Source organism: Tepidibacillus sp. LV47, from assembly GCF_048381575.1.
Classification (GTDB): Bacteria; Bacillota; Bacilli; order Tepidibacillales; family Tepidibacillaceae; genus Tepidibacillus.
The window spans coordinates 566063-581275 of record NZ_JBLWIF010000001.1 but is presented as its reverse complement, the minus strand read 5'-3'; the positions used below and the strand labels follow the sequence as shown (position 1 = coordinate 581275).

Here is a 15213-nt window from a genome sequence, read left to right as displayed (position 1 = left end):
CTACTTTTATTCATGAGTAGGTTTAAATGGAAGAGCGGTCCCAATCGACTTATAATATGGTCCTTTCTCTACATACTCATTACGAATCCGTTCCATATCCTTTTTCTCTTCTTCTGTTAATGGTCGAATCACTTTTACAGGATGACCATAAGCTAATGTATAGGGAGGGATTTTCTTTCCAGGTGGGACAAGACTTCCTGCACCAATCATGGCTCCCTCCCCAATCTCAGCTCCGTCCAAAATAATCGATCCCATACCAATCAGTGCACCTCTGTGAACCGTTGCACTGTGAAGAAGTACACGATGTCCAATCGTAACATCATCTTCAATAATAAGAGGGATATTAGGACTTTGATGTAGGACAGAATGATCTTGAATATTCACACGATGACCAATGATGGTTGGGGCTACATCTCCCCGGATGACTGTGTGAAACCAAATGCTTGATTGTTCGCCAATGGTGACATCACCCGTAATCGTGACATAGTCGGCGATAAAAGCGCTGTTTGCAATTGCTGGCTTTTTATTTTTGTATGGATAGATCATTTTGCATTTCACCTCTGTTTTTAAAGATCTGATCTAACAATAACTAAATTATAACAAAAATAAACAGACAAAATCTTTGAAATAAGAAAGAAATAAACATATTGAAAAAGCGAATCTGATAGAAAGTAGGAAGTAGGATGTACGATGTGATTGTCATCGGTGGTGGCCCTTCTGGATTAATGGCAGCGATTACGGCAGCCGAAGAAGGGGCAAAGGTATTACTTCTTGAAAAAGGGAATAAATTAGGACGAAAATTAGCCATTTCAGGTGGTGGCCGTTGCAATGTCACCAATCGCATGCCGATTGAAGATTTAGTAAGGCATATCCCCGGAAACGGTCGTTTTTTGTACAGTGCCTTTTCCATCTTTAATAATGAAGATATTATCCGTTTTTTTGAAAACTTGGGCATTCCTTTAAAAGAAGAAGATCGGGGACGGATGTTTCCTGTTAACGATAACGCTCAATCCGTGGTGAATGCCTTAATTGATAAGTTAAGAGCTTTAAAGGTTACATACAGAACCAACACCCCGGTTAAAACCATTCATTATCAAGAAGGAAAAGTAAAAAGTGTTGAATTACAAACAGGTGAAAAGATTGAAGCAAAAGCTGTCATTGTCGCTGTTGGTGGAAAATCTGTTCCCAAAACGGGTTCAACTGGTGATGGCTATGCATGGGCAGAAAAAGCAGGCCACACGATTACCGAACTTTACCCCACAGAAGTTCCTATTACTTCTGATGAACCCTTTATTCAAGAAAAAAGATTACAAGGTTTATCATTACGAGATATTGAGCTTTCAGTATTGAATGAAAAAGGGAAGACGGTCATCCGCCATCGTTGGGACATGATTTTTACCCATTTTGGGATTAGTGGACCCGCCGCTTTAAGATGCAGTCAATTTGTGGTGAAAGAACTGAAAAAATCAAAGAAGAAAAGAATAACAATGGCGATTGATTTATTTCCTGATAAAAATAGAGAAATTGTCTTTCAAGAACTGACAAAAAAATTACAAGCCGAACCTAAAAAAGCAATCAAAAATGTCTTAAAGGGCTACATGCCAGAACGTTATCTTCTTTTTCTCCTTGACCAAGCGGGGATTCCCCATGATATCACATTTATCCATCTAGCAAAAGAAAAAATTCGCCAATTTGCAGAGAAGATCAAACACTTCACTTTCACTGTAAATGGGACGTTACCCCTAGAACAAGCTTTTGTAACAGGTGGAGGCGTCTCAATTAAAGAGATCGATCCCAAGACAATGGAATCTAAATTGATGAATGGACTCTATTTTTGTGGAGAAATCTTAGATATTCACGGATATACAGGAGGATATAATATTACCGTTGCCTTTGTCACAGGACATGTGGCAGGCAAAAGTGCAGCTAAAATGCTCTCTTTAAAGGCACCCTAAGTTAAGGGTGCCGTAAATAACAGAGGTTACTTCTGAGCATTTTGTTGATTGGCCATTTGCTGTTCCGCAATGGCAATCATCCGTTTAACCATATTACCGCCTATTTTTCCCACTTCCCTAGTTGTCATATTTTCCCATCCGCGGTTTTGAATATCATCATCCAAACCTAAATCTTGGGCCACCTCATATTTGAGTTGGTCCATCGCACTACGGGCTTTAGGATTGAGTAAGCGGTTATTATTGCTCAATGAATCCACCTCCAGTATTATTTTTTGTTATTTTTTTGTTATAATACAATAACGATTGAACTCGAATTGGGAAATAATACTGGAGGAAATATGGTGAAAAAGATTGCTCTTATCATCTTGGTTCTACTCTCACTTATTTATGTGATTTTCCAAACGGATTTTGGTGAAATTCTAAGGCAAGGAAATTTACATTTATTGGTTCAGTATCTAAAGTCTTTAGGGTGGCTTGCTTGGTTTATAAGTTTTTTGGCGATTATCATTCAAACCTTTTTTCCGTTTATTCCTTTTGTAATACTGGCAGGGGCAAATGCCCTTGTATTTGGGATCGGGTTAGGATTTATATTAAACTGGGTATTTTCTGTTATTGGAGCTGTTATCTCTTTTTTCTTTTCCCGATACATTGCGCGAGATTATGCAAAAAGACAAACTGAAAAATATCTCTTAATAAAAAAGTTGGAGCAGCTAATAAAGGACAATGGTTTTCTCATTTTTTTCTTAGGAAGGCTTATTCCCATTTTACCATCAAGCATCGTTAATTTTTTTGGTGGAATTTCTTTGCTGCCGTTTCGAACTTTCTTTTGGTCAACATTATGGGGAAAATTGCCTATGATCTTTTTAGAAACAATGATGGGGCACGATTTGGTCTATTTCCAACAACATCCCATCAGGTTATTATTTCTCGTGTTTATATTTGTGGGTTTAATTGTGATTGGCTACATGATCAATAAAAAGCTAGAGAATAAAAAAATACCTAACCAAAGCTAAAGTTGAAATGCTTTGGTCTTTTTTTGTTCTTGCATTTTTTTGATCCATTGCTTATACTAATTAAGTATCTTAAATATTAGGAGGCTAAATGATTGGATCGGGAAGAGGTTTTAATTAGTGAATTAGAACAATTATTTTATGAAATCAATCAGTTGGTAATTTCGGAAAAGCATAAATGCTTAAAAGAAGGAATTTCCTTAAGCCAGATTTGGGTACTAAAGCAATTAGAACAAAACAGACAAAAAATCTCTGATTTGGCTGAAAGTATGGGGGTAAGTGTCCCTGCGATTACTGGCCTTTCCGATAAGCTGATTGCTCAAGGATTAGCAGAGCGGATTCGCTCAGATCAAGACCGACGAATTGTATTTCTATCCATAAGCCAAAAAGGAAGAGAGCTGCTTAAGGAAATTCGTCGAGAACGGCAGAAGTTAATGAAAATTTATCTAGATGGACTGCCAGAAGAGGATTTGCAACGCTTAATCGAAATTTATCGCAAAATCAAGGATAATATTAAGAAAAAAAGGAAAACTGAATAGAACTGCATAAGAATGGAGAGGATTTTATGGAACATTTAGAACGAAAGAAAAAAATTACCATTATGTTAACCATCCTTGTTTCCATGTTGTTTTCTTCTTTAAGTCAAACGATTGTAGACACTGCCCTTCCTCGCATTGTTGCTGATTTAGGAGGAATGGATTATTATACCTGGATTTACACCATTTATATGCTTTCTACCAGTATCATGGTAATTTTAGTCGGTAAACTTTCTGATATTTATGGTCGTAAAGTTTTCTTATTATCGGGTATTGCTGTTTTTATGTTAGGGGCATTCTTATCAGGTACGGCTACGTCCATGCTTCAATTGATTATTTATCGCGGGATTCAAGGTCTTGGCGGTGGGACGATTATGTCTGCATCAATGACCACTGTTGCTGATCTATTCTCACCTGCAGAACGCGGGAGATGGCAGGGGGTAATGGGAGCCGTTTTTGGTTTATCAAGTGTCATCGGTCCAACGCTTGGGGGTTATATTGTCGATCACTGGGAGTGGCATTGGATCTTCTGGATTTTCTTACCTTTAGGATTTGTCGCATTGTTTTTTATTTATACTCTCTATCCAAAACATAATTTCCACGGTCAAAGGGAAAAAGTCGATTATTACGGGGCTTTATTTTTGGTCATTACCCTCATTCCATTATTATTAGGATTTACCTGGGCTGGAACAAAATATAATTGGAGTTCGATGCAAATCATTTCTTTATTCTCTGTTGCAACGATTGGTCTAATTTTATTTTTGATTGCAGAAAGTAAGGTTGAAAATCCAATTCTACCATTACACCTTTTTAAAAACAGTATTTTTACCATCTCCAATTTAATGGGATTTCTTATTGGCATGGGGATGTTTGGATCAGTCATGTTTATTCCCTTATTTGTGCAAGGGGTTATTGGTTCCTCGGCGACTCAATCGGGTGTCATTTTAATGCCAATGACCTTAAGTTTAGTGATTGCAAGTACCATTAGTGGTCAAATTACTTCTAGAACAGGAAAATATAAGTTCTTAGCGATAATTGGGATTGCAATTGTTACGATAGGTATGTTTTTACTATCGAGAATGACAATTGATACCACAAATACAACAGTCACCTTAAATATGATTGTATTAGGATCAGGATTAGGGGTTGTGATGCCACTCTTTGTTTTGACTGTTCAAAATGCAGTTCCAAAAAGACTGCTGGGCGTCGCAACTTCAGCAGTTCAATTGTTTCGCCAGATTGGGGGAACCGTTGGTGTTTCTATCATGGGAACGATTATGAGTCACAGTATGAATAGAAACTTAGCAAAAGAGATTCCTCCACAAGCAAAGCATCTTATGGAAACAATAGGTTTAGATCATGTGAAAAATCCACAGGTCTTATTTGATCCCGAACGCATTACACAATTAAAAGCAATGATTCCAGCTAAAGCCATACACATATTCAATCAAGTACTTGAAGCCATTCGCGTTTCTCTTGCAAGTGCAATTAAGGATGTATTTTTCTATGGTTTTTTAATTATGTTAGTCAATATTGTGTTTGTTTTCTTCTTAAAAGAAGTTCCCCTAAGAAAAAGTACAAAAGAAATTGGGCATATCGAATCTGAATTAACGGAGCTAAATTAAGGGCGATTTTCCTTCCAATCAACCTTACCTATGTTATAATCAGATTAGTAAATTGGGACTATGAACTGAAAGGAAGAAACGGGTTGGTTGATAAGGAAGATTTGAGAGTTCGTCAAAATTTGCTCATGATCTTTATGTTATTATTTTTATTTGCTTTCTCGTATACGATCTTTGCAAAAGATCAACCTCAAAAATCCGTCGTTGAAGATCATTCTAATTTTTTAACAAAGGAACAAAAAGAAGCCATTGAAAAGGAAATGAATCATTTGCCTGAAGTATTTCGAATTATTTTTTTACCTAGGATTGATTCGGCAATTGATGTCAAAGCAAAAGAATTATTCATGGAAAAACAATTGCCTGAAGATACGATTTTGATTCTTGCAATTGTTGATCAACGAAAAATTCAAATTATCACGGGCGAAGCATTACAAAAAAAAGGGTTAGATGATTCATTTTTTCAAAAAGAAATTGAACAATACTTTGTTCCAGCTGTCAAAATCGGAGCGGTAGACCAAGCCTTTATTCAATTAACAAAGGGGATTAGTAAAGATATTGTTGCTTCGATAAAAGAGAAAGAAAAAAAAGAAAAAGATTCCCCGAAAATACCTGAGCCACCACAACAAGTTCAGAAAGACGGAAAAAGAGGAAACATAAATTCGAAATACTTATGGACTATTGGCTTGTTATTCATCGCTATATTCGTATGGTTTATCAATAAAACAAGGAAAAAGTCCTCTTGAACTCTTGCGAGTGAAGAGGACTTCATTTTTTTAGCCAAACTTTTCCTTTTTCAATCAGTGTCTGTTACAATTAGGGTAATGAAAGTTAGAAAGGAGAAATCTAGTGTTAAAAGATTATCTCTTATCCGTTGCCTATCAATTAGTCAAAACCGAACATTTTTCTTTCCTTCCTTTTAGGGAATCAAATATGGATCAACCCTTTCCTGCTCTAGGACTGATGAAGAATGAAAAAATGGATCTTTTTTTTATCCATTTAGTTCCCGTTCAAGAAAGAGGATTTATTTTTGATGAGATGAAAATGGATGAGTTGATTGCCCATGCGAGAACGATTTTATCTAAATCACAAGCTAGAAATCTACATTATTTTCAGTTATACGTTTTTCCATTCAGCCCATCAATAGAAACAAAGGTCAAAATTCAAGAATATTCAAGGAAGATTTATGATGGAAATATAGAGATCTATTTTGGCTTTGCTGATTTAGAAAGAGAAGAAATCGGCGTTCCTGAAGATGTCTTTCAAAAGATGAAAATAAGAAAAGACTCCTTCCTTTATTATTTTTCTGATAAAAGCCTTCTCGATCCTATTGCGGTCATCGATGAAATGGAACAAATTGAAAAGCGAAGAAGAGAAGAGATTAAAGGAATCTTTCATTATGGAAAACCCTATTTTACTTATATTTTGATCGGGATTAATACCCTCATTTATTTGCTTATGGAGATGAAAGGGGGAAGTACCGATCCGAGAATTTTGCTTCAGTTTGGCGCAAAGGAATCCTATCTTATTACCCAAGGGGAGTATTGGCGATTAATTGCTCCCATCTTTCTTCATATCGGGTTTATTCATTTTGCTTTAAATAGCACCGCCCTTCATTATCTTGGGCAAATTACGGAAAGAATCTACGGTTCGTTTCGCTTTTTTGTCATCTACCTAATGGCAGGAATTATTGGCAATATGATCAGTTTTCTTTTCTCCCCAAATTCGATTGGTGCAGGGGCATCAGGAGCTATTTTTGGTTTGTTTGGTGCTTTACTTTATTTTGGTTATGTCCATCCAAGTTTGTTTTTTAAAACGATGGGTAAGGATATTTTGACCATTATTGCGGTTAATCTCATTTTTGGATTAACAGTGGCTAATATCGATAACTATGCTCATATTGGGGGACTGATTGGGGGATTTTTTGTCTCCGCATTAGTGGGTTTGCCGCGACAAAAAAGAAAGCGCTTTGGAATGGTGATCATTGCAACATTGTTCCTCGTTTTTACCTTTACCTCTACTTGGTGGGCGATTCAGAATAAAGAAGTAAAAGGGAGTCAAGCATTAGTTATTGTAGGAGAGAATGCCTTAAAACAAGGAGACTATGAAAAAGCCTTGAAAATCTTTCAACATCTGATGGGAGCTAAGCCAAAAGACGCCAATTATCATTTCTATTATGCCTATACTCTAGACCAATTAGGAAATTTAAATAGGGCCAAGGAACATTATCAAAAGGCAATTGAATTGGATCCAACGATTTATCAAGCCCATTATAATATTGCGCGAATTTTACTTTTGCAACATAAAGAAAGAGAAGCGATTCCTTATCTAAAAAAAGCTTTGGAAATTAACCCTCAGTTTAAAGAAGCAAAAGAATTGTTACGACAAATCCAATGAAATAAACCTTTTTTTATTTCTATTAAAGAAGTTTCTGCCAAAAACTTGAAATGCGAATATATGTTCGTTTATAATAAAGAAAAAATGGGAGGGAGAGAGGTCTTGGATGAACAAGAACCAGTTCTATCCTTTTATGCTAAAAGGAAGTGCGTTTTTTCCAGAGCCAATTGTCAATCGGGGATTATTACTTAAGGTGTTGTTTCAAGATGGTACTGAGGAAATTCTTTCAACAACAGCACAATCATTTCTAAATCAGATCATTCAGTTTTTCGGTTACGACTTGGTTGCGCTGCGCAAGCAGTATGGACAAGCCATTGGCAAACGACAAATGGTTCCACTTCCTTTATTAGAGGATTGGATTTTGATTCCGTTAAAACTTTCAAATCAGCTAAATGGGGAGTTTTTTCTGGGTTTCGTAGTTGCTCAGTCGATGGTTCATATGGAAGAGGAAAATAAGTCCATCACGAAATTATTTTTAGAGGGTAATCATAAGATCTATTGTGGTCATCGTATTTCTTTTTGTAACCAACAAATTCGGCATGCGGCTCTCGTTCAGCACCGCTATCGGTTATTACATGGAAAGGGAAATTTACAACTAAAAGAAGGACGTCTCTCTTATTTCTTGTAAATGAAGTGATGAAAATAAAGATTTAGCATATACCAAATATCTAGAGAGAGAGAACCAATGATCTGACTAGATCGTTGGTTCTCTTTTTTCCTGACTAAATAAAGAACCAAAATAAGGCTGCTAGGATAAAACGGTAATAAGCAAATGGGGTTAATTTGACTTTTTGTAATAATTTAAGAAAAGAGACGACAGCTAACCATGCGACGATAAATGAAACAATAAAACCGATGGCGAAGAAACCAATGTCATTTGCCGATAAATACTGATAGCTTTTTAATAAATCATAACCACTAGCTGCAATCATCATAGGAATTGCAATGATAAAGGAGAATTCTGCTGCTGCTTTATGGTTCGTTCCAACCAACAATCCTCCTGCAATGGTAGCTCCTGAACGAGAAAAACCTGGCCAAAGCGCGAGAATTTGCGAAAGGCCAATCAAAAAGGCTTGTTTATAAGTAATTTCATCTATAGTGGTAGCAGTAACTCTTGTTTTTCGTTTCTCAGCGTAAATCATAAAAAGTCCGCCAATGACTAAACCAATTAAAACGGTATAAGAAGAGAAAAGATAAGTTTTTATTACTTTATGAAGAAGAAGTCCCATCAGCATCGCTGGAAAGATGGCAACAAAGATATGGATCAAATTTAATCGCCTTAATGTACCCTCATGATTCTCTGACTCTAATCCTTTCTTCCATCCTAGTAAGCCAAGAACTCTTTGCCAGTAGAGAATTGCTACGGCTAGGATTGCCCCTAATTGAATGACAATTTCAAACGTTTCTGCTTTTTCCCCAGTAAAATGAAGGAGTTCCCCAGCTAAAATTAAATGTCCAGTTGAGGAAATAGGCAAAAATTCTGTCAATCCTTCGACAATTCCTTGAATGACTGAAATCAAATAATTGTGCATAAATGAATCCTCCTAAAGTTTAATTTTTAGTTTTTTGGGCATTTCAAATGACAATAAAAAAGACATAACGTACGTTAAAAAAGTTCACCAAGTTAGGGGGAAATAATGAACTTTTTCAATAAGGATTCGTCCTTTTTAATAGCCATGAAAGAAGTCATAGAGATTATTAATCAAATAAAAGGGGAAAGCAAAATGAAACGTATTCTAATTCTATCGGAGGCTTTTGGAGCAGGACATACCAAGGCGGCTGAAGCAATTAAAGAAGGAATAAAAATTTATCAACCGACTTGGCAAGTTGAAATTATAGAATTAGGAACTTGGTTAAGGCCTACATTAAGCCATTGGATCAATCAAATTTATTTAAAAACGATCAAATATTCCCCTAAACTTTGGGGTATATTGTATAAAAAAGTTCAAAATCGTACAGTTAAACCCCATTTTGAGCTTTTATTGCATTTCATTTATACGAAGGTCATGCAATTAGTTAGAGAGAAACGGCCAGACTTGATCGTAGCGACTCATCCTTTTCCAAGTGCGGTAATTTCTAGATTAAAACGGATGGGACTAAAGATTCCATTACATGTTGTTCCTACCGATTATGGTGCTCATGGAACATGGATTAGTGAAGGTGTAGATTATTATTATTTATCTACTTGGGAAGCAAAAAAATATTATGTAAGTTTAGGAGTACCAAAAGAACGCATATTTGTTACAGGTCTTCCTACACATCCGTTTTTTTGGAAAAGAGGGGATCAGAGTTTCATTCGAGAAAAACTAGGTCTAGCAAATAAGCCGACGATCCTGTTTATGGGGGGAGGATTAGGAATAGGCTTGGAGCGAGGAATCCTTGATGCCCTTTCGGATTATCGAGATGAATTTCAATTTTTAATCGTAACGGGTAAAAATACAAAATTATACCACCAACTCCAATTGCATCCTTTATCTCAGCACCCCAACATTCGGATTTATTCTTTTGTAGAAAATATTGATGAATTGATGGACGCTTCTAATTTTATTGTTACGAAACCAGGTGGTATGACTACAGCTGAAGCGATCGCTAAAAAGATTCCAATGATCTTATTCAATGCTATACCTGGTCATGAACAGGAAAATTTAGATTTCATCCAACAAAGAAAACTTGGTATTGCTATTCAGGATATTCATGAATTAAAAAGTTTGCTTGAACAGTATATAGTAAACCCTTCTTATGTATTATCTCATTTTCAGATTAACTCCGATTCTAATTTCGGGAAAAAAACTGTTGAGCAAATGATTCAAAATGTGCTTTACTTTCAGAAGAATCAAATTGCTCTATAGAGGATAAAACAAAAAAAAAGAGGCTGATATCATGCAGCCACTTAAATTTTTTCTGCGTTTTTTATAGATTCATATCCTATAATCCCTGCTATCACTAAAATACCACCAGCTGAAAATCCAGCAATTACATCACTAGGGAAATGGACACCAAGATAGATTCGGCTAATCCCAATAGACAGAATTAGAATTATAGTGAGAATTGGTACATACCAAGTTGATTTTTTTCTTTCCTTGAGATGAATCCATAGCAAATAACTAAGGATGCCATAAAACGTTGTTGAAACCATAGAATGACCACTAGGGAAACTATAACCACCTGCCTCAACAAGATGCGTAATGTCCGGTCTTGATCGGCGAAATAGATCTTTTAACGCTACATTTAATAGAGCCCCTCCAATTAACCCGCCAGCTAATAAAATAACATCCCTTCTTTTTTTATAACGAAAGTAAAATATTCCTCCAACAATCAATAAGAATAATGTTAATATTGGCCCTGATCCCAGCTGGGTGATGAAAACCATCAATTTTGTAACATTAGGGGAGGCAAAACTTTGAATGTACTGTGTAACAATGGTATCAAACATACCAAGTTCATTAAAAAGTAAGTCTTCTACAAGTTTAGCAAATACAAACAGAAGCAAAATTCCAATGGCAAGCCCCCAAACGAAGTGCTTCCCAATTCTTAAAACGGAGGTATGAACGACATGGAAAAATTTTTGATACATCTGTTTAAACATTAGTATTCACCTCTATATTTCTAATAATGGGCAGTCATCATAATTTTCTACTGATTTTTTTTGCTCATTTTCCTTAACAATCTATACACCTCAAGCAAAATTACATTTAAACTTAACCATACCCCACCAAATACGTATCCACCGACAACATCACTCGGGGCTTCAATTTGGAAGTAGATACTACTAATACCAATCAGAATCAAGATGATAAAAACAATGAAGATAGAGATGTTATGCAACCATATATTTTTAGTATGGCGTAGTAATAAGAAGACGGTAAATCCATAGATCACAATGGCCATTAAGGATTGTTCACTAGGGAATGTATTCATGGACTTATCAATTGGAATAGGAGAAAGGCGATGAAAAATGAAACGAAGACTTTCATTTAAGACCTCGCCTCCGATAACGACAATTGCAAGGAAAAGTGATTCCAGTTTTCTGTCGTTGCTTTTTATCATTATCCATAACCATGTAATAAGGATTAAGGGAATGAGGATAGGAAACAAAACCAGAACTCTAAAACCACTCATCCAGTTATCCCAGTTGGGTTTAAATATTAGATTAACTAATAAGATAGTGATTTCATTAAATTGAACAAACTCATTACTAATGAAGTCTTGAATTAATCCAATCATAAGCATAAATAATCCCAGAAAAACAATACTTGCTATCGTTATAAGGATCTTAACATGTCCTAAAGTATGGAAGGTAGCAATTGCTTGTTGCAATTTTGATTCTAAGCGTTCTTTTAATCTTAATTTGTAGGTGCGATAAATATAGATAATTGCAATACCAATTGCCAGGGTAATTCCACCAATAATTAAATATCTTTTTATTGAATTGTGAAATTGTTCCCATTGAGGGCCTAATATTTTTCCTAAGGAAATAAAAGTACTTACCCATATAATTGCACCAGTATATGCGTAAGTTGCAAAGGTTCGAAAAGGAATCTGTGTAATTCCAGAGAAATAGCCTGTAATATGGCGAACCCCAGGAATAAAATAAGCGATGATTAATAACTTATTTCCATATTTCTTAAACCATATCGATGTTTTTCTCAAGCGTTCAGGCCCCATATGGATATATTTCCCGTATTTTTCAAAGAAGCGATTACCTAACCAATACCCAATCCAATAGGATAGGGTCATCCCCAAAATAGCTCCTAAACTTGCAGCAATAATGCTTAATCTCCAAGAAAATTGACCTTGATATGCTAGAAAGCCTGTGTAACTCATCAGAGCTTCCCCGGGTAAAGGAAGGGCAATCATCTCTAAAAAAAGTGATGAAATTAATACAATATAACCGTATTTTGTGAAAATTATTGCAATCCAAGTAAACATGTAAATTAGTGTCCTCCAAGGTCAAAAATAAATCAATTCACTCAGAACTGGATGGTTTTCTTATTCGTTTCATCCAATCAGAAATCCATAAGGTCATTATCCCCATTGAAATCCATACCAGAATCAAGAATAGCACACCACCGAAGAATGGAAAGTTGATCCCTGCAACAAGAGTAATCGCACCTACCAAGGGAATCTTCCAATGATCTTCCTTATTTCGTAATAGATACGCACCTACCATTTTACTTAGTGTAGCTAGACTTAAGACTAAAAATCCGAGTATTATGGCCAACAAAATCATAACGATTGGAATCCCGATTACCGTAATTGTTAGCAAAATACTTACAGCAAAGAGTAAGATACTTGCTGCGATCCCGATGAAAATGAGCCTTTTTGGGGATTTAGCGATTTGATCTTGTATCGGCTTCAATCGTTTCTTTGCCAGCAATACCGTTAAAAATAACAAGAGTATGAGTAAGATACTTAATCCAAATTTAGCAATCCAGATCCCAATTATGACCGACAGACCAAGTAAGAGGCTATTTAGGACTTCATGTCGGAAGGAGAGATTGAGTACATTATCTGTAATTTTTGCACCTTGTTCCTCTTGAATTCCTCCACCCAGTACGACCACTACTCCTTGGATTTGTGCGGTTTGTTTCACTGTTAAATCTCCATTTATAACAATAACGGCATCCTTTACAGTTCCTTCTATGACCAGATCATTTCCAATCACCACAACATTCTCTACCGATTGATCTTTTGCTATATTTGTTTGATTGTTGTCTATGATGTTTTGATTAGCGGCATGAACAGGAAAAGAGGTTGTCATTAGAATGACGAATACCAAAAGATAAACCAATTGTTTGCGTGTTACCATATGTTACAACTCCTTACTGGATTACTTTGCTAACAATGAACCGACGTAATAACCAAAGGGATAAGAAAATGGCAAATAGAGAAATCATGACGATCACTCCAAGTAAATAAGGAACAATTGTTACGATAACTGGAATTATACTAAATATCACTTTCATTATAGACGAAAAGATTCCAAAACTTAAAAATAAGGGTTGAGAGGTAAGTAAAAGTGCAACAAGAAGAACAGGTAATACGACTTGAAACCATGGGATTTTATTGATCGCGAATAGATTTTCCATCTTTGTTAGTTCGATTTTGGTCATTACTTGTTGTTCTATTGCTTGAGGTACCTCTATATTTTGATAAGCATAAAAGACTAGGTTCTTTATCTCTGTTAATTCTTGAAATAAATTTTGACAACGATCACAAACTTGTAAATGTTCTTCCATTATGCTCTTTTCAGATTCAGTTAACTCTCCGTCAACATAAGCAGAAATCCTTTCTTCTTCTGGATGATTCATTTTTTATCACCTCATTTTGAAAGCTCATTTTTCAATGCTAATCGTGCATGATATAAACGGGATTTGACAGTTCCAACAGGAACCTGTAATATCTTTGCGATTTCATTATAAGAATACCCCTGAATGTCACGTAAAATAATGACTTCTCGATGTTCTAAGGATAACTTTTGCATGGTCTTCTGAAGGGTTAACAAAAGCTCCTTCCTTTCTATTAGCCCTCCTGATGGAGAACGAGCGAGTTGATCTAAGTTCTCACTTGTCACAGCCATTTTTTTCTTCCGTTTTTCAATTTGATCATAACAGAGATTGAGGGTGATCTTCGTTACCCAGGATGTAAATGCATAAGGGCTTTCTAAGGAAGATAACGAGTTGTAAATTTTTAAGAATACCTCTTGCGTTACATCTTCGGCTTCCATATGATCACCAAGCATCGCATAGGCTTGGCGGTAAACAACCCCTTTATATCTTGTCATTAATTGTTCAAATGCATCTTGTTTTCCCTCTTTTGCTTCAGAAATGAGTTGAAATAGTTCCAGATCCATGAAAGACACTCCATACATAGCGGGATAAGGTAAAAAGCGAATATTCTTAGTTTATCTCTTTATTGTCAATTGACGTGCATTTTTAGGAAAAAGTTCAATGAAAAACCGTGATTTTTTATTTGTGAACAAATCGTGAACGTGCGTTCTATTATTAAGATAGATGATATGACGAAGAAAACAGATGCGGATAAGGTAAAGCTGTGCACAAATTCCGAAGGCCGGCCTTCATGATGAAGGTGAAAGTTGTGGAAGAGTTAGTGAATAAAGCACAGCAAGGAGACCGAGAATCCTTATCCATCTTGCTTGAAAAATATCATCCTTTACTGGTTACGTTTGCCAACAAACGGTATATTTATAATAGTTTTGAAGATACCCTACAAGAGGCCCGTCTTGCTTTTATTCTTGCAGTTAAGCAATATGACCCAAGCTATGGTGTGTTTTTTGGCCACTATATGAAACAAAAAATCTGGCAACATTTGTCTTCGCTACTAAAGAAAGAACAGAAATGGCAGGAGGCTTCCCTTTTTGAGGGTTGGCAAGGTGAAGGACACAGGATACTCGTTGATCATGTTGATCTTGATTTTACCGTTTGGAAGGAACAATTGGAAAGTCTTTTATCTGAACGGGAAAAACAATTTCTTGAATTACACTGGATTCAAGGTTACACGATCGCTGAGATTGCTGATCGTTTTCAAGTCTCTGTGAATACTGCAAAGACTTGGAAAAAACGAGCGATAAAAAAGTTAAGAACAGCTCTTATTACCCAGTAGGCGAATAAAATTGCTAAATTGGCAAGAATAGAGATATAATTGCAGTAATATATAAAGTAGATCGGTGATATCA

17 protein-coding genes are annotated in these 15213 nt (G+C 35.9%); 9 read left to right on the top strand and 8 right to left on the bottom strand.

The window, feature by feature from the left end:
* Positions 1–6: 6 nt before the first annotated feature.
* On the bottom strand, positions 7–546 hold the full coding sequence (locus ACMW72_RS02895; RefSeq protein ID WP_418367316.1) for a gamma carbonic anhydrase family protein: 540 nt from the start codon (positions 544–546) through the stop codon (positions 7–9).
* 137 nt (positions 547–683) lie between these two features.
* Between ACMW72_RS02895 and ACMW72_RS02890 the strand changes: the two genes are divergently transcribed.
* Positions 684–1955, top strand: coding sequence for an NAD(P)/FAD-dependent oxidoreductase (locus ACMW72_RS02890; RefSeq protein ID WP_418367315.1), 1272 nt, complete (start codon positions 684–686; stop codon positions 1953–1955).
* Between the two features lie 26 nt (positions 1956–1981).
* Here ACMW72_RS02890 and ACMW72_RS02885 read toward each other — a convergent pair whose 3' ends face one another.
* A complete protein-coding gene (locus ACMW72_RS02885) occupies positions 1982–2212 on the bottom strand; it encodes a small, acid-soluble spore protein, alpha/beta type (RefSeq protein ID WP_418367314.1) in 231 nt (76 codons plus the stop codon).
* A gap of 84 nt (positions 2213–2296) precedes the next feature.
* Here ACMW72_RS02885 and ACMW72_RS02880 point away from each other — a divergent pair, with 84 nt between their 5' ends.
* The 6 genes from ACMW72_RS02880 (at position 2297) to ACMW72_RS02855 (ending at position 8145) form a co-directional block, all read left to right on the top strand.
* Positions 2297–2968, top strand: a complete 672-nt coding sequence (locus tag ACMW72_RS02880; RefSeq protein WP_418367313.1) for a TVP38/TMEM64 family protein — start codon at positions 2297–2299, stop codon at positions 2966–2968.
* Positions 2969–3060: 92 nt separating this feature from the next.
* A complete protein-coding gene (locus ACMW72_RS02875; protein ID WP_418367312.1) occupies positions 3061–3504 on the top strand; it encodes a MarR family winged helix-turn-helix transcriptional regulator in 444 nt (147 codons plus the stop codon).
* Positions 3505–3530: 26 nt separating this feature from the next.
* The gene (locus ACMW72_RS02870; RefSeq protein ID WP_418367311.1) at positions 3531–5126 is read left to right on the top strand and encodes an MDR family MFS transporter; all 1596 of its coding nucleotides are present in this window, start codon (positions 3531–3533) and stop codon (positions 5124–5126) included.
* 83 nt (positions 5127–5209) lie between these two features.
* The gene (locus ACMW72_RS02865; protein WP_418367310.1) at positions 5210–5866 is read left to right on the top strand and encodes a TPM domain-containing protein; all 657 of its coding nucleotides are present in this window, start codon (positions 5210–5212) and stop codon (positions 5864–5866) included.
* Positions 5867–5969: 103 nt separating this feature from the next.
* Positions 5970–7517 carry a rhomboid family intramembrane serine protease gene (locus tag ACMW72_RS02860; RefSeq protein WP_418367309.1) on the top strand — a complete coding sequence of 516 codons (1548 nt, stop codon included), beginning with the start codon at positions 5970–5972 and terminating at the stop codon, positions 7515–7517.
* A gap of 106 nt (positions 7518–7623) precedes the next feature.
* Positions 7624–8145, top strand: coding sequence for a hypothetical protein (locus ACMW72_RS02855; RefSeq protein ID WP_418367308.1), 522 nt, complete (start codon positions 7624–7626; stop codon positions 8143–8145).
* A 94-nt stretch (positions 8146–8239) separates the two neighbouring features.
* Here the strand turns inward: ACMW72_RS02855 and bacA are convergent, their stop codons facing one another.
* On the bottom strand, positions 8240–9049 hold the full coding sequence (gene bacA / locus ACMW72_RS02850) for an undecaprenyl-diphosphate phosphatase (protein ID WP_418367307.1): 810 nt from the start codon (positions 9047–9049) through the stop codon (positions 8240–8242).
* A 192-nt stretch (positions 9050–9241) separates the two neighbouring features.
* On the opposite strand from bacA, the gene ACMW72_RS02845 reads away from it, so the two are divergent.
* Positions 9242–10366 (top strand): MGDG synthase family glycosyltransferase, encoded by a 1125-nt coding sequence (locus ACMW72_RS02845; protein WP_418367306.1) that lies wholly within the window; start codon positions 9242–9244, stop codon positions 10364–10366.
* 41 nt (positions 10367–10407) lie between these two features.
* On the opposite strand, the gene ACMW72_RS02840 is transcribed toward ACMW72_RS02845, so the two are convergent.
* The 5 genes from ACMW72_RS02840 to ACMW72_RS02820 are packed head-to-tail and all read right to left on the bottom strand — an operon-like array spanning position 10408 to position 14370.
* A complete protein-coding gene (locus tag ACMW72_RS02840) occupies positions 10408–11103 on the bottom strand; it encodes a phosphatase PAP2 family protein (RefSeq protein ID WP_418367305.1) in 696 nt (231 codons plus the stop codon).
* Between the two features lie 47 nt (positions 11104–11150).
* Positions 11151–12446, bottom strand: coding sequence for a VTT domain-containing protein (locus ACMW72_RS02835; protein ID WP_418367304.1), 1296 nt, complete (start codon positions 12444–12446; stop codon positions 11151–11153).
* 37 nt (positions 12447–12483) lie between these two features.
* Positions 12484–13326, bottom strand: coding sequence for a hypothetical protein (locus ACMW72_RS02830; RefSeq protein ID WP_418367303.1), 843 nt, complete (start codon positions 13324–13326; stop codon positions 12484–12486).
* A 13-nt stretch (positions 13327–13339) separates the two neighbouring features.
* Positions 13340–13828 carry an anti-sigma factor family protein gene (locus tag ACMW72_RS02825; RefSeq protein WP_418367302.1) on the bottom strand — a complete coding sequence of 163 codons (489 nt, stop codon included), beginning with the start codon at positions 13826–13828 and terminating at the stop codon, positions 13340–13342.
* A gap of 11 nt (positions 13829–13839) precedes the next feature.
* On the bottom strand, positions 13840–14370 hold the full coding sequence (locus ACMW72_RS02820; RefSeq protein WP_418367301.1) for an RNA polymerase sigma factor: 531 nt from the start codon (positions 14368–14370) through the stop codon (positions 13840–13842).
* A gap of 227 nt (positions 14371–14597) precedes the next feature.
* Between ACMW72_RS02820 and ACMW72_RS02815 the strand changes: the two genes are divergently transcribed.
* The gene (locus ACMW72_RS02815; protein WP_418367300.1) at positions 14598–15140 is read left to right on the top strand and encodes an RNA polymerase sigma factor; all 543 of its coding nucleotides are present in this window, start codon (positions 14598–14600) and stop codon (positions 15138–15140) included.
* Positions 15141–15213 lie beyond the last annotated feature (73 nt).